Annotated in this window: 16 protein-coding genes; 5 read left to right on the top strand and 11 right to left on the bottom strand. The window is 69.8% G+C overall.

Annotated elements, in window-relative coordinates; all coding sequences use genetic code 11:
* Nucleotides 1–32: 32 nt before the first annotated feature.
* Nucleotides 33–1,520 carry a flagellin N-terminal helical domain-containing protein gene (locus ACZ2G3_RS05405; protein ID WP_419267274.1) on the bottom strand — a complete coding sequence of 496 codons (1,488 nt, stop codon included), beginning with the start codon at nucleotides 1,518–1,520 and terminating at the stop codon, nucleotides 33–35.
* Between the two features lie 136 nt (nucleotides 1,521–1,656).
* Here ACZ2G3_RS05405 and ACZ2G3_RS05400 point away from each other — a divergent pair, with 136 nt between their 5' ends.
* From ACZ2G3_RS05400 to fliD, 3 genes are all read left to right on the top strand, one after another.
* Nucleotides 1,657–2,421 (top strand): motility protein A, encoded by a 765-nt coding sequence (locus tag ACZ2G3_RS05400; protein ID WP_419267273.1) that lies wholly within the window; start codon nucleotides 1,657–1,659, stop codon nucleotides 2,419–2,421.
* Nucleotides 2,422–2,433: 12 nt separating this feature from the next.
* Nucleotides 2,434–3,516 carry an OmpA family protein gene (locus ACZ2G3_RS05395; RefSeq protein ID WP_470398161.1) on the top strand — a complete coding sequence of 361 codons (1,083 nt, stop codon included), beginning with the start codon at nucleotides 2,434–2,436 and terminating at the stop codon, nucleotides 3,514–3,516.
* Nucleotides 3,517–3,579: 63 nt separating this feature from the next.
* Complete coding sequence (fliD, locus tag ACZ2G3_RS05390; protein ID WP_470398160.1) at nucleotides 3,580–5,214, top strand: flagellar filament capping protein FliD; 1,635 nt, start codon at nucleotides 3,580–3,582, stop codon at nucleotides 5,212–5,214.
* A gap of 20 nt (nucleotides 5,215–5,234) precedes the next feature.
* Here the strand turns inward: fliD and ACZ2G3_RS05385 are convergent, their stop codons facing one another.
* A complete protein-coding gene (locus tag ACZ2G3_RS05385) occupies nucleotides 5,235–6,353 on the bottom strand; it encodes a sigma-54 interaction domain-containing protein (RefSeq protein WP_470398158.1) in 1,119 nt (372 codons plus the stop codon).
* 208 nt (nucleotides 6,354–6,561) lie between these two features.
* On the opposite strand from ACZ2G3_RS05385, the gene ACZ2G3_RS05380 reads away from it, so the two are divergent.
* On the top strand, nucleotides 6,562–6,984 hold the full coding sequence (locus tag ACZ2G3_RS05380; protein ID WP_419267268.1) for a hypothetical protein: 423 nt from the start codon (nucleotides 6,562–6,564) through the stop codon (nucleotides 6,982–6,984).
* On the top strand, nucleotides 6,981–7,646 hold the full coding sequence (locus ACZ2G3_RS05375) for an SEL1-like repeat protein (protein ID WP_470398156.1): 666 nt from the start codon (nucleotides 6,981–6,983) through the stop codon (nucleotides 7,644–7,646). The genes ACZ2G3_RS05380 and ACZ2G3_RS05375 overlap by 4 nt, the downstream gene beginning before the upstream one ends.
* Nucleotides 7,647–7,653: 7 nt before the next feature.
* Here ACZ2G3_RS05375 and ACZ2G3_RS05370 read toward each other — a convergent pair whose 3' ends face one another.
* The 9 genes from ACZ2G3_RS05370 to fliN form a co-directional block, all read right to left on the bottom strand.
* Nucleotides 7,654–8,352 carry a hypothetical protein gene (locus ACZ2G3_RS05370; RefSeq protein WP_470398154.1) on the bottom strand — a complete coding sequence of 233 codons (699 nt, stop codon included), beginning with the start codon at nucleotides 8,350–8,352 and terminating at the stop codon, nucleotides 7,654–7,656.
* Nucleotides 8,353–8,371: 19 nt separating this feature from the next.
* The gene (locus ACZ2G3_RS05365) at nucleotides 8,372–9,094 is read right to left on the bottom strand and encodes a hypothetical protein (protein WP_470398152.1); all 723 of its coding nucleotides are present in this window, start codon (nucleotides 9,092–9,094) and stop codon (nucleotides 8,372–8,374) included.
* The gene (locus ACZ2G3_RS05360) at nucleotides 9,091–9,357 is read right to left on the bottom strand and encodes a hypothetical protein (RefSeq protein WP_470398150.1); all 267 of its coding nucleotides are present in this window, start codon (nucleotides 9,355–9,357) and stop codon (nucleotides 9,091–9,093) included. Before ACZ2G3_RS05360 ends, ACZ2G3_RS05365 begins: the two co-directional genes overlap by 4 nt.
* A 52-nt stretch (nucleotides 9,358–9,409) precedes the next feature.
* Nucleotides 9,410–10,558: an EscU/YscU/HrcU family type III secretion system export apparatus switch protein gene (locus ACZ2G3_RS05355; protein WP_470398148.1), complete on the bottom strand. Its 1,149-nt coding sequence runs from the start codon at nucleotides 10,556–10,558 to the stop codon at nucleotides 9,410–9,412.
* A gap of 1 nt (nucleotide 10,559) precedes the next feature.
* Nucleotides 10,560–11,372, bottom strand: a complete 813-nt coding sequence (fliR, locus tag ACZ2G3_RS05350; RefSeq protein ID WP_470398147.1) for a flagellar biosynthetic protein FliR — start codon at nucleotides 11,370–11,372, stop codon at nucleotides 10,560–10,562.
* Between the two features lie 3 nt (nucleotides 11,373–11,375).
* Nucleotides 11,376–11,642, bottom strand: a complete 267-nt coding sequence (fliQ, locus tag ACZ2G3_RS05345; RefSeq protein ID WP_419267261.1) for a flagellar biosynthesis protein FliQ — start codon at nucleotides 11,640–11,642, stop codon at nucleotides 11,376–11,378.
* On the bottom strand, nucleotides 11,642–12,406 hold the full coding sequence (fliP, locus tag ACZ2G3_RS05340) for a flagellar type III secretion system pore protein FliP (RefSeq protein WP_470398146.1): 765 nt from the start codon (nucleotides 12,404–12,406) through the stop codon (nucleotides 11,642–11,644). The genes fliQ and fliP overlap by 1 nt, the downstream gene beginning before the upstream one ends.
* On the bottom strand, nucleotides 12,403–12,687 hold the full coding sequence (locus ACZ2G3_RS05335) for a flagellar assembly protein FliO (RefSeq protein ID WP_470398144.1): 285 nt from the start codon (nucleotides 12,685–12,687) through the stop codon (nucleotides 12,403–12,405). The genes fliP and ACZ2G3_RS05335 overlap by 4 nt, the downstream gene beginning before the upstream one ends.
* 63 nt (nucleotides 12,688–12,750) lie before the next feature.
* Entirely contained in the window at nucleotides 12,751–13,041 is a 291-nt protein-coding gene (gene fliN / locus ACZ2G3_RS05330; RefSeq protein ID WP_470398142.1) for a flagellar motor switch protein FliN, read from the bottom strand.
* Nucleotides 13,042–13,058 lie beyond the last annotated feature (17 nt).

Here is a 13,058-nt window from a genome sequence, read left to right as displayed (position 1 = left end):
CAAGGGTTCCGAATGGATGTGTCAGGATACCATCAGCCGCGCAGCAGACTCATCACGTTCTGCTTGGAGGCGTTGGCCTGGGCCAGCATCGCGGTCGCCGCCTGGCTGAGGATCTGACCCCGCGCCAGGTTGGTCGATTCCGCCGCGAAATCGGCGTCCATGATCTGCGACTTGGCGGCCTGGGTCGAGGTCGAGATGTTGGTCAGGTTCGAGATGGTCGAGTCGAGCCGGTTAGAGATCGCACCCAGGTCGGACCGCGACTGGCTGATCTTGGACAGCGCCGCGTCGATGACGTTGATCGCCTTGCCGGCGCCCTCGGCCGTGGACAGGTCGATCTCGGCCAGCTTCTCCAGCTTGCTGGCGTTGTTCGAGCTTTCGAAGAAGGCCGCGTCATCGGTGATGTCCGAGGAATGGACCGAGAAGACCTTGGTCGAGGACATCGTCACCTGCCCGGTCACCGTGGCGTTCTCGCCGTCCGTCACGGTGGTGGTGCTGGTGAAGCTGGCATTGGCGGCCTCGGACCCGTCGGCGCTGAGAACGTCGACGTTCAGGGTCAGGTCGCCGCCCGCGCCATCATCGGAGTCGAAGTTCGAGATGTTCAGGTTGGCACCGGTCGAGTCGGTCAGGATGATCTCGGTGTTGTTGGTGCCCATCTTGGCGGTGACGCCGCTTTCGGTGGTCTTGGCGTTGATCGCGTCGCGCAGCGAGCGCAGGTCCAGCGCGCCGCTGGCATCCTCCGAGATCGAGACCGGCCCGATGGCCGATCCGTTCAGGCTGAAGGTCAGCTGGCCCTCGGCCAGGCCCGACAGCTTGGCCACGGTGCGCGCATTAGCCGACACGCCCGTCTTCGAGGTTTCGGCATTGACCGCGGCGGCCAGGCCCTTGGCGGACATGCCGGCGGTCTGCGACACCTCGGCCGAACCCGCATGGCCCGAGATGACCAGCTTGGTGCCGGCGGCGATTTCCGAGGCGCTGTCCTGCACCACGTTCACGTTCGAGCGCATCGTGAAGGCGCCGATCTCGGTGGCGCGGGTGCTTTCGACATTGATCGCGACGGTGGTGTTCGCGTCGGCGCCGATCTGGAACTGCTTGCCGCTGAAGGTGCCGTCCATGACCTTCATGCCGTTGAAGGTGGTGGTTTCGGACACGCGGTTGATCTCCGCGATCAGCTGGCGGCTTTCCCCCACGATGTTGCCGCGGTCGGACGAGGTGTTGGTGTCGTTGGCCGACTGCACGGCCAGTTCGCGCAGGCGCTGCATCATGTTCGACACCTCGACATGGGCCGATTCCGTCGTGTCGATCAGGTTCTTGCCGTCGGTGGCGTTGCGGACCGCCTGGTTGAGGCCCATGATCTGCGAGGTCATCTTTTCGCCGATGGCCATGCCCGCGGCGTCATCCTTGGCGGCATTGATGCGCAGACCCGTCGACAGGCGCGTCATGGCGTTGTTCAGCTGGTTGTTGACGCGGGTCATGTTCGCCTGGGCGGACAGCGCGCCGATATTCGTGTTGATGCTGGTCATGTTCATCTCCTGGGTCAAGCGACGCGCCTCGCGGCGCCTGACAAGATGAACGGCGTTTCCGGCGAAAGTTTAGCCCGGCCCGCAGATTCTGGCACAGAGCTTGCTGCAAGGGGCTGCGGCAGCAAGGAGTGCGGTGATGGATGTTGCGGGTCTGGTGGGCTTCCTGGGGGCCATGGGCATGATCTTCGGGGCGATGATCTTTGCGGGCGGCCTGGGGCCGTTCCTGGATGTCCCCTCGATCCTGATCGTCTTCGGCGGCACCGCCTTTGCCGTCCTGTCCACCACCGCGATGGGCCCCTACATGTCCAGCTTCAAGGCGATCGGGCGCATGTTCAAGGCCTCGACGCTCAAGACCGACCTGCTGGTCCAGCGCCTGGTCGAACTGTCCGCCCTGGCCCGCAAGGACGGCATGATGGCGCTGGAGGGCCAGGCGGTTCCCGACAAGTTCTTCGAGAAGGGCCTGCAGATGCTGGTCGACGGCGCCGACGAGGCCAAGCTGACCAAGCAGCTGAAGCAGGAGATCAAGGCGATGAAGTCGCGCCACGAGGGCGTGCAGGGCGTGATCAAGGCCTGGGTCGACATCGGCCCCGCCATGGGGATGATCGGCACGCTGATCGGCCTGGTGCTGATGCTGGGCAACATGTCGGACGTCAAGGCCATCGGGCCCGCGATGGCGGTGGCGCTGCTGACCACGCTTTACGGGGCGATGATCGCCAACGTGCTGTTCGGCCCGATCCTGACCAAGATGCAGGGCCGCACCTCGGCCGAACTGGAATACAGGGCGCTGGTCATGGAGGGGCTGCGTGGCATCGCGCGCGGCGAAAGCCCCCGCCTGATCGAGGATCAGCTGCTGGCGGCCCTGGACCCGCCGGTCCAGGAAAAGATGCGCGCGGCAGCCTGACGGGGAACGACCATGGCCAAGATCAAGGCGCTGCCGCTGCAGCCCGCCCCCCTGCCCGACGACGACGAGGACGAACAGGATTGCCCCGCCTGCCCGCCCGTGGGCGCGCCGGCCTGGATGGCGACCTTTGCCGACATGGCGACGTTGCTGATGGCCTTCTTCGTGCTGATCCTGTCCTTTGCCAATTTCGACGAGGTGTCGTTCAAGAAGATGACCGGCGCGCTGCGCGATCATTTCGGCGTCAAGATGATCGAGGTCTTTCCCAACCCCGAGGCCACCACGATCATCGAGATGAGCTCTCCGCCCAGCAGCACGCCCCCCTCGCCCGAGGATGTGCCCGAGCCGCAGGAGGGCGCGGCCCAGAACCCGCCCCAGCCCCCGGCCGAGGAGGCGATGGAGAAGCTGACCGAGGCGCTGGAACAGGCGCTGGCCGATGGCGAGGTGACGGTCAGCGGCGAAGGCGGCACGGTGACGATGCGCCTGCCCGAAGGTGCCGGCGCGCAGGCCCTGGCGCAGGCCATGGCCGAGGCCGCCCGCGACATCGCCGAGGCGCAGCAGACAGGATCGGGCGGCGGCGCGGCCGAGGGACCGGCGGGCGGCACCGGGGGCGAACAGGCCGCCTCCGGCGAGGCCGGCAGCAATAGCGAGCAGAAGGCCGCCATCGCCGAGGCGCGCCTGAAGGTCGCCCTGCAGGAGGTCGAGGGCCAGGGGCTGGTCGATGTGCAGCAGGAAAACGAAAAGGTCATCGTGACCGTCGGCGCCGGCGGCGCCTTCGGGTCGGGATCGGCCGACCTGACGGCCGATGCGCGCGAGATCATGTCGCGCATCGCCCTGGCCTCGGCCGGGGATGAGGGCCAGATCACCGTCACCGGCCATACCGACAGCGTGCCCCTGACCGGGGGGCCCTTCGTGGACAACTGGGGCCTGGCCGCCGCCCGCGCCTCGGCGGTGGTGCGGGAACTGGGATCGCAGGTGGACCCGGCGCGCCTCTCCGCGATCAGCAAGGGCGAGGCCGAACCCGTCGCCGACAATGCCAGCGAGGAGGGCCGCAGCCAGAACCGCCGCATCGAAATCGTCTTCGATTTCGCGCCGTGACGGGACTGGTCGCTAAAACCGCCCCCCACCCGTCCGTTCAGTCCCTGTGAGAAGGAGGATGACATGAGCAGCGATCTTCTGTCGGCACTCAACAAGAACGGCTCGGGCCTGAACCTGCGGGAACTGGCGCAGACGCTGACCACCGCCGAGACCGCGCCGCGCCTGGATGTCCTCAAGTCGCAGATCCAGAAGGACAACGTCAAGCTGTCGGCCCTGGCCCAGGTCCGCGCCCAGTTCCAGGCCCTGAACGGCGCGCTGGCGCAGACGGCGACGAACCCGGTCCTGATCGTGGCCACGACCACGGCGGCGATGATGCCCAAGGTGACCGATCGCAACCTGCTGCGTCCCGACAGCGTGCCCCTGCAGGTGCAGTCGCTGGCCGCGCGGCAGGTGCTGGAATTCGGCGGCTTCGCCTCGGGCAAGGCCCCGGTCGATGCCGGCGTCCTGGGCCTGGAATTCGGCCGATGGGCCGGCGACGGCGCGGGCTTCACCCCCGACACCGCCCGTCCGGCACAGTCCCTGACCGTTCCCCCCGGCACCACGCTGGAGGGGCTGGCGGGCATCCTCAGCGCGGTGCCGGGCGTCACGGCGCGGGTCCTGGACAAGGGCGACGGCACCGTCTCCCTGGGCATCGTCAGCGAGACGGGCGCCGACAATGCGCTGCGCCTGGCCGCGACCGGCACGGGCGGCGGCGGGATCAACCTGTCGGCCTTCGACACCACCGCAAGCAACGCGCAGCGCCAGGTGCAGGCCGCGGCGGATGCCCGCGTGCTGGTGGACGGCATCGCCGTGTCACGTCCCACCAACGTCATCCGCGACATCATGCCGGGGGTCGAGGTCACGCTGTCGGCCGTCACCTCGGGGACGCTGACCGTCGAACGGGACGAACAGGCCGCACGCACGAACATCCAGACGCTGGTGGATGGCCTGAACGGCGTGATGGGCCTGCTTCAGTCGCTGACGTCGCGCGGGGTCGGGGGGGCCCCCGCGGGCGACCTGGCGGGCGACCGCAGCATCGAGACCTTGCAGCAGGACCTGCGCCGGCTGATCGCGACGCCGCTGAACGGCTTTGCCGATCGCCCGATCCACCTGGCGGATCTGGGGATCGCCACGGAACGGAACGGCCTCTTCCGTTTCGACCCGCCGGCCTTCGACCGGACCTTCCGGGACCGGGCCGGCGATTTCGACGCGCTGTTCGGAGACCAGTTGCGCAGCCTGACGGACGGATTGTCGGTGCGGGGCAAGGTGTCGTCCGGACTCAACTCGGGCGATCTGGCCTTTTCGGTCGATGGCGCGGGCAATGCGCAGCTGGGCGGCTATGCGATGATGGGCCTGGGGTTGGGCGACGGGCGGCGGGCCTTCATCGCGCTGGCAGGACCGGTGCAGGGCCTGAGCGTGCTGGCAGAGCCGGGCGTCACGAATGGCAGCCTCCGCTTTGGTCGCAGCCTGGTGGGCAGCCTGGGCGCGCTGCTGGCCCGGGCCGAGGAGTCCACCGGCATCATCGGCCGGCGCGAGAGCGACCTGGACCGGTCCAGCCGCACTGCGTCCGAGCGCATGGAAGCGCTGGAGGCACGCGCGGCGGTGGTGGAAAAACGCTATCTGACGCGCTTTGCGGCCATGGAACAGGCCGTCACGCAGATGAAGAGCACCGGCGACTATATCCAGAACCTGCAGAAGATGTGGGCGCGCGACGGCTGACCCGTCCTGACAGCCGCGGCTCAGGCGCCGCGGCCGACGCCGTATTTGCGCATCTTCTCGATCAGCGTGGTGCGGCGCAGGCGCAGGGATTGGGCGGCGCGGCTGACGCAGCCCTCGTGGCGGTCCAGCGCGGCGGTGATCAGCGCCACCTCGATGTCGCGCAGATAGCAGCGCAGGTCCAGGTCCGACAGGCCCGCCGCCAGGCTGTCGCGGAAATGGTCGGCGGCGGGCAGCCCGGCCTGCGCGGGATGCGGCGCCTGCGGCCAGGGGCGGCCCGCGCCGTCGTCGGCCACGGCAAAGCTGAACAGGTTGTCCTTGACCTCGCGCGCGGTGACGCGCCGGCCGGGAAACAGCAGGCAGGCGCGCTGCGCGACGGTGCGCAGCTCGCGCACATTGCCGGGCCAGTCATGGGCCATCAGGCTGCGCATCGCGCTGTCGTCGAATTCGGGCATCGACTGCCCCGGCGCGCCGACGGCCAGGTCATCCAGCAGGCAGCCCAGGATCTCGGGCAGGTCCGCGATATGCTGGGCCAGCGCCGGCATCTGCACTGGAAAGACCGAAAGCCGATAAAGGAGGTCCTGGCGGAAGGTCCCCTCCGCGACCATCTGGTCCAGGTCGCGATGGGTCGCCGCGACCACGCGGAAATCCATCCGCACCGGCGCGGCACCCCCCAAACGGCGCACCATGCGCGTTTCCAGGACCCGCAGCAGCTTGGCCTGCAAGCCAAGCGGCATGTCGCCGATCTCGTCCAGGAACAGGGTGCCGCCCTCGGCCTGCTCGATCAGGCCCGGCCGCGCGCGGTCGGCGCCGGTATAGGCGCCGCGTTCCGACCCGAACAGCTCTCCCTCCAGCAGCTCGGCTGGCAGCGCGGCGCAGTTGACGGCGACCAGCTGCCCCTTGCGGCCCGACAGCCGGTGCAGCGCCTGCGCCACCAGTTCCTTGCCGGACCCGCTCTGGCCCGTTACCAGCACCGGCCCCTCCGCCGGCGCCAGCATCGTCACCAGCCGCTTGACCTGCCGCATCGGCGCCGAGGATCCGGGGATCAATCGGTCGGCCAGGGTGAAGGGCGCGTCCTGATGGGCTGTCGCCGAGGCATCCTGCAGGGTTCCAAGGGCGGGCGGTGCAAAGCGGGTGGTCATGGAAATGTCCCTCGTCCCTTCGTGGTTGCCCCCATTCTCCGGCAGTGTCGGTTTTCCGACAACCGGACCTCCGGCATAGGGATGACTGACGGACATCACGCATCTGTCATTGCGGATAGGCCATCAATCCTTTCGGGTGGGGCTAAACCGGCGGCCTTTTCTGCCGTCTCATCCCTTCGAGGACCCCGTGCCGCAACCGGAGAGAAAGATGTCGCAGCGACAAGACCTGGCCCTGGTGCCGGCCCGCATCCGGCTGCCCGCGCGCACCGGATCGGGCCGGGCCAGCGGCACCACCGAACCCCTGGAGCGCAATGCCCGGCAGACCGACTATCGCCTGTCCTCGGGGCCGGTGATCTTTCAGGACCGCAAGGACGTGGAACGGCTGCTGCCCGACATCCTGGGGCGGGCGCTGGCCTTGGCCTGGATCGACAGCGAGTTTCGCCAGGCCTTCACCGCGGACCCGCTGAAGACCCTGGCCGACAACCGCATCGTTCTGCCCGCCACGATCCGCATCGAGGTCGTGCAGGAGGGGCAGGCCCGGCCCATGGTCATTGTCTCGGATATCGGGACGGCGCATACGCCCGCCCGCCGGCTGCTGTACCTGCAACTGGTCATGGTGGCGGGGCGATGATGCGGATCTGGTGCCGGACCCTGCTGCTGCCCCTGGCCCTCTGCGGCGCCCTGACCTCGGCCCGGGCTGACCCGTTCCGGGAGGCCCTGGAGGCTGCGGATGCCGGGCGCTACGGCGCGGCGGCGGCGGGGTTCTTTTCCCTGGCCCGGTCGGGCGACGGCGAGGCGGCCTATAACCTGGCGGTGCTCTATGCCACCGGACGCGGCGTGCCGCAGAACAGCACCGAGGCCGCCTTCTGGGCGCTGAAGGCGGAACTGACCGGCCTGACCGGCGCCGGCGGCCTGCGCCGCAAGCTGATGGACCCGCTGCCGCAGGAGACGCGCGACGCCATCGCCGCAAGAACGGAGGCCGAACTGACGCCCGCCGCGCAATCCGGGGACGGCGCGGCGATGCTGGCGCTGGCGGCCATCGCGGCGTCGGTCAGGTCCGCGCCGGATTCGGTCGCCGCCCATGCCTGGCAGTCGATCGCCGCGGCGCTGGACGTGCCCGGCGCGGTTCCCGCCCGCGAGGCCAGCCTGGCGATGATCCCGCCCGCCGAACGTCCCGCCGCGCAGGACCGGGCACGGCTGGCCTTCATCGACTGGTGCGCGGCACGGGCTGAGGCCGCGCCGCCGAACTGCGCGGTCGTCACCGCGGCCGCGCAGCCGGCGCCGGAGTCCTGAGGGGTCGTCAGCCGTTCTGCGGCGCCGGATCGGCCACGGCCGCGGCGCGGCGGTCAAAGCGGAACTGCGCGCCGGGGTCAAGCGCGGCCCAGCTGCGGCAGGCCTCGGCCTCGCTGCGGGCGGCGATGATGCCGGCGGTATAGAACCCTTCGGACAGGCGGGCGGTGCGCAGATGCCCGTCGCCGCTGCGCCACAGGTGCAGGCCCGCCGCCATCCAGACGGCGAACATCAGCGGCGCCCCGCCGGGCAGCGCCAGGACAAGGCCCGTGACCAGCGTAAAGAACCAGGTCCAGAGCCGCATCCGCGCCAGCCACAGCGCCGGCGCGACCAGCGCCATCAGCGACGGGCGGCGCGCGAACAGGTCATGCGTGCCGTCGGGGCGGCGCATGATCTCCCAGTTGCACAGGCCGGCCGTGGCGGGACCTGCGGGCATGTCGGGGCCGGACGCCGGCACCTCGTCCCAAGGGCCCAGGTCGGCACGATCGGTCAGCACGGAGAGCAGCGCCCCGTCGCGCAGGAAGGTCAGGACCAGCGGCTCCGGCGCGGCGGCAAGACGAGCCGACAGTGCGGCGGGGCTGCCCTGCCAGCGCACGCCGTTGACGCCCGCTAGCAGATCGCCCGCGCGCAGGCCCAGCGTGCTGCCGTGATCGCGGGCGCCGCAGCGGGACAGGCGCAGGGTGCGGGGGTCGTCGGCAGGATCGCTCATGTCGGGTCCGGTCTTGGGATCAGGGATAGCGGAACGGGTTCGGCGCCTGCGCGGCCGGGGCCGGCGCCGTGCGCGGCCGGGGCTTGGCCGCAGGCGCGGCGCGGCGTGGCGCCGCTGGCCGTGCGGCGGAGGCCTGGGGCGCGGCGGCAGGTGTTGCGGCGGCGGGCGCCGCGGCGGGCGCGGTGGGCGGGACAAAGTGCGACAGGCGGGTGCCGACGGACAGCTCGACCTCGGCGATGGCCGCCAAGAGGTCCGATCGCAGGCTGTCCAGCCGCTGCGCCAGCGCGGGCGACAGCGCCTCCGGGGCACCGGGAACGGCAGCCGGGGCCGGGGTGCGCGGGGCTTCGGCCGCAGCCTCCATCCGGCTCTGCTGGGCAGCGGCCAGGCGTTCGGTTTCAGCCACGGCCTTTTCCATGCGGTCCAGCGCGATGTTCATCTCGCCCAGACGCTCGACAAAGGCGGCGCTGGCGGCAGCCTGGACCGTGGCTGCGTCGTTCAGCGACGAGGTGTTGGACCAGAGGCTGGAGCCTGCCAGCGCCAGCACAAGCAGGGCGCTGCCGGCGCTGACGCCGGTCAGGATGCCCATGCGCCGCGCGGTCCGCCCGACGGCCTCGGCCGCCTCGGACCGGGCGGCCAAGACGGCCTCGGCCTCGTGGGCGGCATCGGTCGCGGCCTCGGCGGCGGCCAGGGCGGACTTGACCGCCGCGTCGACCGGGACCTCGGTCAGGGCCAGCTCGGTCATGACCTGCCCTTGCGCATGCCGGAACGCGAGCCGGCATGACCGGGCATCACCCGCGCCGCCACCCAGGAGATCGGGTTGCGGAACACCGCCAGCGCGCAAAGCAGCGCGCAGACGGCCAGCCCCGTCCGCTGCAGGTGGCTCAGCATCGGGTCCAGCCGCGCGACCATCAGCGCGACGGCAAAGATCGCAAAGCCTAGCGTGGACAGGCGCTGGCCCATGGTGCAGACGCGGCAGTCGCGGGGATTGGTATAGCGGGTCGGCATCTTCGGTCCTCCATGATCTGCCCGTCGGGGCGGTGCTGCAAATCGCGTGCCATCATCCCGCCGGGCGCCGGCCATTCGCGTCGAACTGCATCTCGGGCGGCAGATCGACGGGGGGCAGATCCTCGGCCATGCCCCGGTCGATGCGCCAGACATGGGCCAGGACGGTGGCGACGGTGCCGTAAAGCCGCGGGTCGATCTGGGTGCCGATCTCTCCGGTGAAATAGAGCGCACGCGCCAGCGGCGGCAGCTCCAGCAGCGGGACCCCTGCGCGGCGCGCCAGGTCGCGCATCTGCAGGGCCATGCCGTCGCGCCCGCTGGCCACGATCTGCGGCGCCTCGTCCACGCCGGGCAGATAGCGCAGGGCCACCGCGAAATGGCGCGGGTTCATCACGACGACGCTGGCGGTCTGCACCTCGGGCAGGGCCGCGCGTTCGCGGGCGCCCCTGCGGCTGGCATCCATCTGCATCCGGCGCAGCTTGCCCTTCTGCTCGGGCGAGCCGTTGTCCTCGCGATGCTCGCGCTTGACCTCGGCCAGGGTCATGCGCAGCTTCTTGTTGCGGCTATGCGCCTGCCAGTAGAGGTCGGCCGCCCCGATCACCCCCAGCATCAGCGTCATGGCAAAGAAGAAGCGCAGGATCAGGTCGGCCATGACCCCCATCGCGTCCCCGGTCGTCATCCAGCCCAGGCCCATGATCCGGGGCATGGCACCCGCGGTCACCGCCAGCGCCACGGCGGCAAGCAGCACCACCTTGGCGACGGCCTTGCCCAGCTCGACCAGCGCCGTCATCGACACCATCCGTTTCAGCCCCTTCAGCGGGTCCATCTTGTCGGGCTTGAAGGCATAGCCCTTGGGCGTCCAGGCGATGCCGCCCATGGCCGCCTGCGCGGCGATGGCCGCCACCATGACCGGCCCCGCCACGATCAGCGCCGCCGCCAGCACCTGCCACCCGGCCGACACGACCGAAGGCAGCATCGTCGCGTCCAGTGTCGCGCGGTCGCCCAGTACCAGCTGCGCCGACCAGCGCAGCGCCGCCTGGGGTCCGAAGGATTGCAGGATCAGCAACGCCAGCGTGCCCGCGCCCAGCGTGGCAAAGACCAGCATCTCCTTGGAGGTCAGGATCTGTCCGTCGCGCTGCGCCTGTTCAAGGCGCTTCTGGGTCGGTTCCTGGCTGCGTTCGGCGCCGTCGTCGGATTCGGCCATCTCAGCGCGCCTCGTCCGCGGGCGCAAAGATGCCCTGCAGGCCCTCGGTCCCGACCTGGGTGATGCCCGACATGCCGGTGGTGACCTGCGGGACCGTCAGCCAAAGCAGGACCAGAGCCGCGATGATCGCCAGCGGAAAGCCCACCGAGAACAGGTTCAGCTGCGGCGCCGACCGGGTGATGATGCCCACGCCCAGGTTCAGCACCAGAAGCCCCGCCACCACCGGCAGCATCAGCGTGGCCGACAGGGCGAACATCGCGGTCCCGGCCCTGATGCCCGCCGCCGCCAGGATGGTCATGTCGGGAACCCGGCCCGGCGGCACGGCCTGATAGCTGTCCAGGACGATCCGCAGGGCGATCAGATGGCTGTCGGTGGTGATGAAGACCATCACCATCGCCAGGCTGAAGATCTGCGCCACGACCGGGCTCTGCCCGCCAATGGACGGGTCGACCTGCATGGCAAAGCCCAGGCCCGCGGCATTGGCGATCCGGTCCCCGGCCATTGCGGCCGCGCCGAAAAGGATCGTCAGCACCAGCCCGGCGGTCAGGCCCAGGGCCAGCTCCGCCATCACCAGGGGCACCACGGACAGGCGCGCCAGCGCCTCGGCCCCCGGCAGGTCCGCCTGGCCCAGCACGGGCAGCGTCAGGCAGATCGCCGCGACGATGCGCACCGGGATCGGACAATAGCGCCCCCCGAAGGCCGGCGAGGCGATCAGGAAGGCCCCGATCCGCAGCATGGCAAAGAAGAAGCCCGCCGCCGGGTCGGCCAGCCGCGCCATGTCCAGGCCGGGAAGGGTGAAGACCGCGCCCTCCATCGCCTAGCGGATCGTGCTGATCGTGTCGAAGATGAAGTCGAAGTAGTCGCCCAGGCCCGACAGCATGTAGCCCGAGGCCAGCGCCATGGTCAGGAAGACCACCACCAACTTGGGCACGAAGCTCAGCGTGTTCTCGCTGATCGAGGTGGCGGCCTGGAGGATGCCGATGACCAGGCCTGCGGCCAGGGCCACGCCCAGGACCGGGCCGGCGATCTTCAGGATCAGCCAATAGGCCATCTGCAGCTGATCGACGCCTGCACCGAATTCCATCAGCCCGCCCCCCCGGCCGCAAGCCCGTATCCCGCCGCCAGCGACCCCACGGTCAGCGCCCACCCGTCCACCAGCACAAAGAGCAGCAGCTTGAAGGGCAGCGCCACCAGCACGGGCGACACCATCATCATCCCCAAGGCCATCAGGATGGAGGCGATCACGATGTCGATCACCAGGAAGGGCAGGAACAGCAGGAAACCGATCTGGAAGGCGGTCTTGAGTTCCGACGTCATGTAGGCCGGCAGCAGCACGCGCATCGGCACCGCCTCTGTCGAGGCATAGGGCGCGTCGCCCGCAAGTTCGGCGAACATCGTCAGGTCGTTCTGGCGGGTGTTCTCGATCATGAAGCCCTTCATGATGTCGCCGGCGATGACCAGCCCCTCCTGCTGGGGCATCGTCTCGTCCAGCACCGGGGCCAGAGCCCGGTCATGGACCTGCAGGAAGACCGGCTGCATGATGAAGAAGGTCAGGAACATCGCCAGCGCGATCAGGACCTGGTTCGGCGGCGTCTGCTGTGTCCCCAGCGCCTGGCGCAGGATCGACAGAACGATGATGATGCGGGTAAAGGCGGTCATGCCCAGCAGCAGCGACGGCAGGACGGTCAGCGCCGTCATCAGCACCAGGATCTGCAGCGACAGCGACCAGCTTTCGCCGGTCTGGGTCTGGTTCAGCGTCAGCGCCGGGATGCCCTGCGCCTCGGCCAGCGCGGGCGACATCAGGACGGCCAGCCCCAGAAGGACGGCGGGGCGGATCACGGCCTTCATTGGGTGCCCTCCGGCCGGGCATCGGCGGCGGGGTCCAGCGGATGCAGCACGGCGGGGGCGCCCTTCAGGCGCACCAACAGGAAATCGCGTGCATCGACCCTGAGGATCATCGCATGGTCCCCCGGCCCCAGGCCCACGCGGTCCAGCACCCGCAGGCGCCGGTCTTGGGCGATGCGCGCGGTCAGGGCGCCGCGGTTGCGGATGACCAGCCACCACAGCAGGCCAAGCCCGCCAAGAAAGGCCGCAAGGGTCAGGATCTGGTCGGGACGTAAAAGGTCCATGGGGCTTTCCGCAAGGTGACGTGCTGCAACCTGACGCTGCAAGCCCCATGCCACGAACGGCGGTCAGACCGCGTCGGCGCGTTCTTCCGGCGTGATGATCTGGCCGAACCGGATGCCAAAGCGTTCGCCGACCATCACCACCTCGCCCTTGGCGATGGGCGTGCCGTTCACCAGAACGTCCAGCGGATCGCCCGCCATGCGGTTCAGCTCGATCACCGAACCTTCGGACAGGCGCAGCAGGTCGCGGATGGTCAGCTCGGCCCGGCCGACCTCGACCGTCAGGGCGACGCCGATGTTTTCCAGCAGCCGCAGGTGGTCGGTTCCGGGGCGGGCGGTGGGGTCGCTTGCACTCATGTGGGGCTCCTTGGGTT

The organism is Paracoccus sp. KKT209, from assembly GCF_055635455.1.
Note: the sequence above shows the minus strand (reverse complement) of the source record. Positions and strands in the feature narration are given on the sequence as shown.

Coding starts and splice junctions, on each gene's coding strand:
- ACZ2G3_RS05405 (WP_419267274.1), bottom strand. CDS start 1,520: ATGACCAGCATCAACACGAATATCGGCGCGCTGTCCGCCCAGGCGAAC.
- ACZ2G3_RS05400 (WP_419267273.1), top strand. CDS start 1,657: ATGGATGTTGCGGGTCTGGTGGGCTTCCTGGGGGCCATGGGCATGATC.
- ACZ2G3_RS05395 (WP_470398161.1), top strand. CDS start 2,434: ATGGCCAAGATCAAGGCGCTGCCGCTGCAGCCCGCCCCCCTGCCCGAC.
- fliD (WP_470398160.1), top strand. CDS start 3,580: ATGAGCAGCGATCTTCTGTCGGCACTCAACAAGAACGGCTCGGGCCTG.
- ACZ2G3_RS05385 (WP_470398158.1), bottom strand. CDS start 6,353: ATGACCACCCGCTTTGCACCGCCCGCCCTTGGAACCCTGCAGGATGCC.
- ACZ2G3_RS05380 (WP_419267268.1), top strand. CDS start 6,562: ATGTCGCAGCGACAAGACCTGGCCCTGGTGCCGGCCCGCATCCGGCTG.
- ACZ2G3_RS05375 (WP_470398156.1), top strand. CDS start 6,981: ATGATGCGGATCTGGTGCCGGACCCTGCTGCTGCCCCTGGCCCTCTGC.
- ACZ2G3_RS05370 (WP_470398154.1), bottom strand. CDS start 8,352: ATGAGCGATCCTGCCGACGACCCCCGCACCCTGCGCCTGTCCCGCTGC.
- ACZ2G3_RS05365 (WP_470398152.1), bottom strand. CDS start 9,094: ATGACCGAGCTGGCCCTGACCGAGGTCCCGGTCGACGCGGCGGTCAAG.
- ACZ2G3_RS05360 (WP_470398150.1), bottom strand. CDS start 9,357: ATGCCGACCCGCTATACCAATCCCCGCGACTGCCGCGTCTGCACCATG.
- ACZ2G3_RS05355 (WP_470398148.1), bottom strand. CDS start 10,558: ATGGCCGAATCCGACGACGGCGCCGAACGCAGCCAGGAACCGACCCAG.
- fliR (WP_470398147.1), bottom strand. CDS start 11,372: ATGGAGGGCGCGGTCTTCACCCTTCCCGGCCTGGACATGGCGCGGCTG.
- fliQ (WP_419267261.1), bottom strand. CDS start 11,642: ATGGAATTCGGTGCAGGCGTCGATCAGCTGCAGATGGCCTATTGGCTG.
- fliP (WP_470398146.1), bottom strand. CDS start 12,406: ATGAAGGCCGTGATCCGCCCCGCCGTCCTTCTGGGGCTGGCCGTCCTG.
- ACZ2G3_RS05335 (WP_470398144.1), bottom strand. CDS start 12,687: ATGGACCTTTTACGTCCCGACCAGATCCTGACCCTTGCGGCCTTTCTT.
- fliN (WP_470398142.1), bottom strand. CDS start 13,041: ATGAGTGCAAGCGACCCCACCGCCCGCCCCGGAACCGACCACCTGCGG.